This is a genomic window from Bacillus sp. CGMCC 1.16541 (assembly GCF_003184905.1).
In the GTDB taxonomy this organism is placed as follows: domain Bacteria; phylum Bacillota; class Bacilli; order Bacillales; family Bacillaceae_H; genus Priestia.
In genome coordinates this window covers 1-4,926 of record NZ_QFRU01000051.1, presented here as the reverse complement: position 1 = coordinate 4,926, position 4,926 = coordinate 1, and the positions used below count along the sequence as shown (strand labels likewise).

General features: G+C 37.0%; 4 protein-coding genes. 1 reads left to right on the top strand and 3 read right to left on the bottom strand.

The window, feature by feature from the left end:
• Positions 1–95: 95 nt before the first annotated feature.
• A complete protein-coding gene (locus DIS06_RS19815; protein WP_110114964.1) occupies positions 96–1,589 on the bottom strand; it encodes an aldehyde dehydrogenase family protein in 1,494 nt (497 codons plus the stop codon).
• A 467-nt stretch (positions 1,590–2,056) separates the two neighbouring features.
• Here DIS06_RS19815 and DIS06_RS19810 point away from each other — a divergent pair, with 467 nt between their 5' ends.
• Positions 2,057–2,668 carry a class I SAM-dependent methyltransferase gene (locus DIS06_RS19810; protein WP_110114963.1) on the top strand — a complete coding sequence of 204 codons (612 nt, stop codon included), beginning with the start codon at positions 2,057–2,059 and terminating at the stop codon, positions 2,666–2,668.
• 41 nt (positions 2,669–2,709) lie between these two features.
• Here DIS06_RS19810 and DIS06_RS19805 read toward each other — a convergent pair whose 3' ends face one another.
• A complete protein-coding gene (locus DIS06_RS19805) occupies positions 2,710–4,104 on the bottom strand; it encodes an L-cystine transporter (protein ID WP_110114962.1) in 1,395 nt (464 codons plus the stop codon).
• Positions 4,105–4,354: 250 nt separating this feature from the next.
• The gene (locus DIS06_RS19800) at positions 4,355–4,729 is read right to left on the bottom strand and encodes a hypothetical protein (RefSeq protein WP_110114961.1); all 375 of its coding nucleotides are present in this window, start codon (positions 4,727–4,729) and stop codon (positions 4,355–4,357) included.
• Positions 4,730–4,926: the final 197 nt, after the last annotated feature.

Here is a 4,926-nt window from a genome sequence, read left to right as displayed (position 1 = left end):
AGCCGCTTAAATCATTTTTATTATTTCCACTGTCTACTTGACAGGGGGCAGTTCATTCTCGCTCACAGGGGTTTTTCTTTATCACGAGTGAACAGTTAGTCCATGTTAATCCACACACTCTTCACTTCTGTATAGTTTTCAAGTGCATAGCTTCCCATTTCACGGCCAATACCTGATTGTTTATATCCACCGAACGGACTCGCAGCATCAAACGCATTGTAGCAGTTTACCCACACCGTTCCTGCTTTTATTCCATGAGCAAGGTAGTGAGCTTTCTTAAGGTCTTGCGTCCAAATCCCTGCAGCTAATCCATATGATGTGTCATTTGCTTTTGAAATAAGGTCATCTAAATCGTCAAATGGCATAGCCGCTACAACTGGACCAAAAATTTCTTCACGTGCAATCGTCATGGAATGATTGACATCAGCAAAAATGGTCGGCTCTACGAAATACCCTTTATCAAATGGAATATTTCCACCTGTCAACACTTCTGCTCCCTCTTCAATTCCTTTATCAATGTATCCTTTTACTCTCTTTTGTTGTTCAGCAGATACTAGTGGTCCCATCGTTGTATCTTGTGCTAGTCCGTGTCCTTGTTTAATTGACTTCGCTTGTGACACTAAGTCTGCGACTACGTTATCATATAAGCTTTTTTGAACATACAAACGACTACCCGCACAACATACTTGCCCTTGGTTAAACATGACACCCATTAATGCACCTGGTACCGCTTTTGATAAGTCTGCATCAGGTAAGATAATATTTGGTGACTTTCCTCCAAGTTCCAGTGTTACACGTTTTAAAGAATCGCTCGCTTGCTTCATAATGTATTTTCCAACAGCTGTTGATCCTGTAAAAGCAATTTTATCAACAAGAGGATGATCAACAAGTGGTGCACCAGCTGTCTTACCGTAACCTGGTACAACGTTTAAGACTCCTTTTGGAAACCCTGCTTCTTCAACTAGCTTTGCTAAATATAAAGCAGATAATGGTGTTTGCTCTGCTGGTTTTAAAACGACTGTACAACCTGTCGCCAGCGCTGCACCTAGCTTCCATGCTGCCATTAGCAATGGGAAGTTCCACGGAATGATTTGTCCAACAACTCCTACTGCTTCATGACGAGTATAGTTAAAATAGTTTCCTTGTACAGGAATGGTTTGTCCAACAATTTTTGTCGACCAACCAGCAAAATATCGGAAATGTTCAATTGCTAACGGTACATCTGCATTCGACGTCTCACGAAGCGGTTTACCATTATCTAACGTTTCAAGTTGAGCAAGCTCTAGCTTATTTTCTTCCATTAAATCTGCAAGCTTGTAAACTAAGCGACTACGTTCAGCTGTACCCATCTTCGACCAAGGTCCGTTATCAAACGCTTCTCTTGCTGCTTTCACTGCACGATCAATATCTTCAGAGTTCGCTTCAGCCACTTCTGCTAATTTCTCTCCAGTTGCTGGATTCATCGTTTCAAACGTCTTACCTGATAACGAATCAACCCATTCACCATTAATATAAAGCTGTTTTACACCTGTTAAAAAATTCGCTAACTTCGCACTCACTTCAACTGATTTTGTACCAATATTTTGCATAACCCTATACCTCCCTTATATATTGGAAACGCTTACAAAAACTATTCTATCATTCTCTCACCTAAAATCAACTTATTTATTTAAAAATTCCAAAAAATGAATCGACATCATTCTTCTATTATTTCACTAACGAGAATGATTTTAAAGGATGTTTTCGTAGAGATGATTGTTTTTCTAAATACAAATTAATAGAGTAAGATGCGACCATTTAAAGGAGGTATAGTTTCGAAAAAGGTAGTATTAGCTATTTTAGTTATCCTCGTGATCTTAAATGTTTTGTACTTTCTTACAACAAATTCACCATCATAAACAGAAAGATTTCAGCTATGCCTTTTTCTAAGACTATTGTTAATGTGAACAAGAACGCAAAAACAACCTTTAAAAAAACAACACTCCTCTGTCTCCCTCCGCTTACATCTAGCAAATATGGTAAAATAGAAAGAACATATTCACTAAAGGAGAACATAATGCTAAAGTACACAGGAGAACGAATGATCCCTGAATTAATGAAGCCTACTAACGGAATGCTACTCGAACACCTCGCACGCTATCATTTCGCGATTCATTATGTAAAAGGAAGAGTGCTTGATTTTGCTTGTGGAAGCGGATTTGGTAGTCAATCAATGGCAAAAGCTGCAAAAAAGCGGATTAACGAGATTGTAGGTATAGATATAGACGGGGATTCAATTAAATACGCAAATGCTCACTATTATCACCCTTCTGTGACGTTTGTGCAAGCTGATGCCGTTGATCCTTCTCTTCCTGAAAAACTTGGACAATTCGACGTCATCGTAAGCTTTGAAACATTAGAGCATATTGAAAATGAAGCACAATACATGAATAACATTTTTCAGATGCTAAAGCCTGGCGGAACACTTGTTATTTCAACACCATTTGGTTCAGGAAGAGGAAAACCAACGCTAGAGCCATTTCATGTACATCAATTAACAGAGGAAGAATTCAAGCAGTTATTCACAAGCTATAGCCAAGTCGATTTTTATTATCAAAAAGGCGTACTCGTTGAACCAGGACGAGAAGGCTTGCATTACCCAATCGGCATTGCTGTATGTACAAAATAAAAAGGTCGATCATTCGTGAAACGAGTGATCAACCTTTTTTATTACGCATCGACTGTTTCTGCTTCAATCGTACGATCATTGTATGTGTTTGTATCAAGTTCATTCGTTACTTTACTCGTCACAATCCCAGCTGTCATACTACCACTTACGTTCACTGCTGTACGCCCCATATCAATTAACGGTTCAACAGAAATTAATAACCCAGCTAATGCAACTGGTAGATTCATTGCTGAAAGAACTAATAATGCTGCAAATGTCGCACCACCACCAACACCTGCAACACCAAATGAACTAATTGCCACAATCGCAATTAATGATGCGATGAATGACGGTGACAGTGGATCAATTCCAACCGTCGGTGCAATCATCACTGCTAACATCGCTGGGTAAATACCTGCACAACCGTTTTGACCGATTGATAAACCGAATGAACCTGCAAAGTTAGCGATTCCTTCTGGTACACCCATTTGTTTTGTTTGTGCGTTAATGTTTAATGGCAATGTTCCTGCGCTCGTACGTGACGTGAACGCAAATGTTAAAACCGGCAAAGCTTTTTTCACATATGTGAGTGGATTTAATCCTACTACTGTTAATAGTAATAAATGAATCATAAACATAATCGCTAATGCAACATAAGATGCGACAACGAATTTCCCTAAACTTACAATTGCATTAAAATCACTTGTCGCGACCGTTTTCGTCATAATCGCTAAAACACCATAAGGAGTAAGACGTAAAATTAACGTAACGACACGCATTACAATCGCATAGAACGTATCGACAATTTTAGCAAACATCTCTGCTTCTTCAGGTTTCTTACGTTTCACCCCTAAATAAGCAAGACCGATAAAGGCTGCAAAAATAACAATTGCAATCGTTGACGTTGGACGTGCTCCTGTAAAGTCTAAAAACGGATTAGCAGGAAGAAGCTCTAAAATTTGCTGTGGCATTGTTTTACCTTCAAGACCTACCATGTTCTCTTCTAACGCTTGACCACGAGCAATTTCAGCATCACCTTGTTCAATTTGTACCGCTTCTAAATTAAAACCTAACGTAGTCGCAATACCAACTGCAGCCGCAATCGCTGTTGTTCCAATTAAAATACTAATAATAAGGCCACTAATTTTCCCAATATTATTCGTTAGCTTCAAACGAGTAAATGCTGCAACAATTGAAATAAATACTAATGGCATAACAATCATTTGTAAAAACTTCACATAACCGCTTCCTACAATGTTAAACCAATCAGCAGTCGTCTTAATAATATCCGACCCTGCTCCATAGATGAGTTGTAAAGCAAATCCAAATACAATCCCTACTCCAAGGGCTGTAAATACACGCTTTGAAAATGATACATGTTTTTTCTGCATCGTAAATAAACCCAATATAATCAATAGTAAAATTGCAATGTTTACAATGATAAGCAATGTATTCATCTTTTAACCTCCCATTTTCTTACTTTTCTTTTCAACGTATCTTTCACTTTAATACAGTAAAACCAATAAGTCAACTAGGATATCTCAAAAAGATAAAGTCTATTTTTTCAAACATCTTTGATCTTGTTAATTTCCTCTTTACATAAGGATTTATTACATAAATAGCTAGTCTTACTTACCGATTTATCCCCTACTTATTTACTATGTTTTACACACAAAAAAGTTGCTCCACATTGGAAACAACTTCTTTTCACAAATATAACTCTGTTAACCATTTTACATACAAATCTCCTGGAAGATCTATGTGAGATAAATCTTCATCTTGTACATCTTGATAACTTGTACCTTTTAACATATAAAAGTACCATTTCCAGCTTATATCCTTTGCCACTCCATACGCCTTTGCTCGTTCATACTTTACTTTGTCTTCACTTAACACATCATCTAACCACTTTTGCTCATCCATTTCATACTCATGATGAGAAAGCGTGAATTTATCACACCAATAAACAAGCTGTTGATGTGAAAACGTATTTTCACGATCACAAATTTGTAAAAGCAACGACTTCAAGTTTTCTAACGTATATGACAGATTAATTTTATTTTCTACCTGCTGTTCATTCATCTATACGACCCTTTCTAACGACTTCGTTCCTTTTCTTTCATTACAACATGCAAAAAAATAAAGCGCAATAGAAAATCAATTACGTTTTAATTACTGTTTGATTACGAGTTAACCCCAACAAAAACATATATAAAAAATAACACTAGTGTTGCATTAATTAAATTTTAATATTAAAAAGACTCCTAATCTTCAATAAT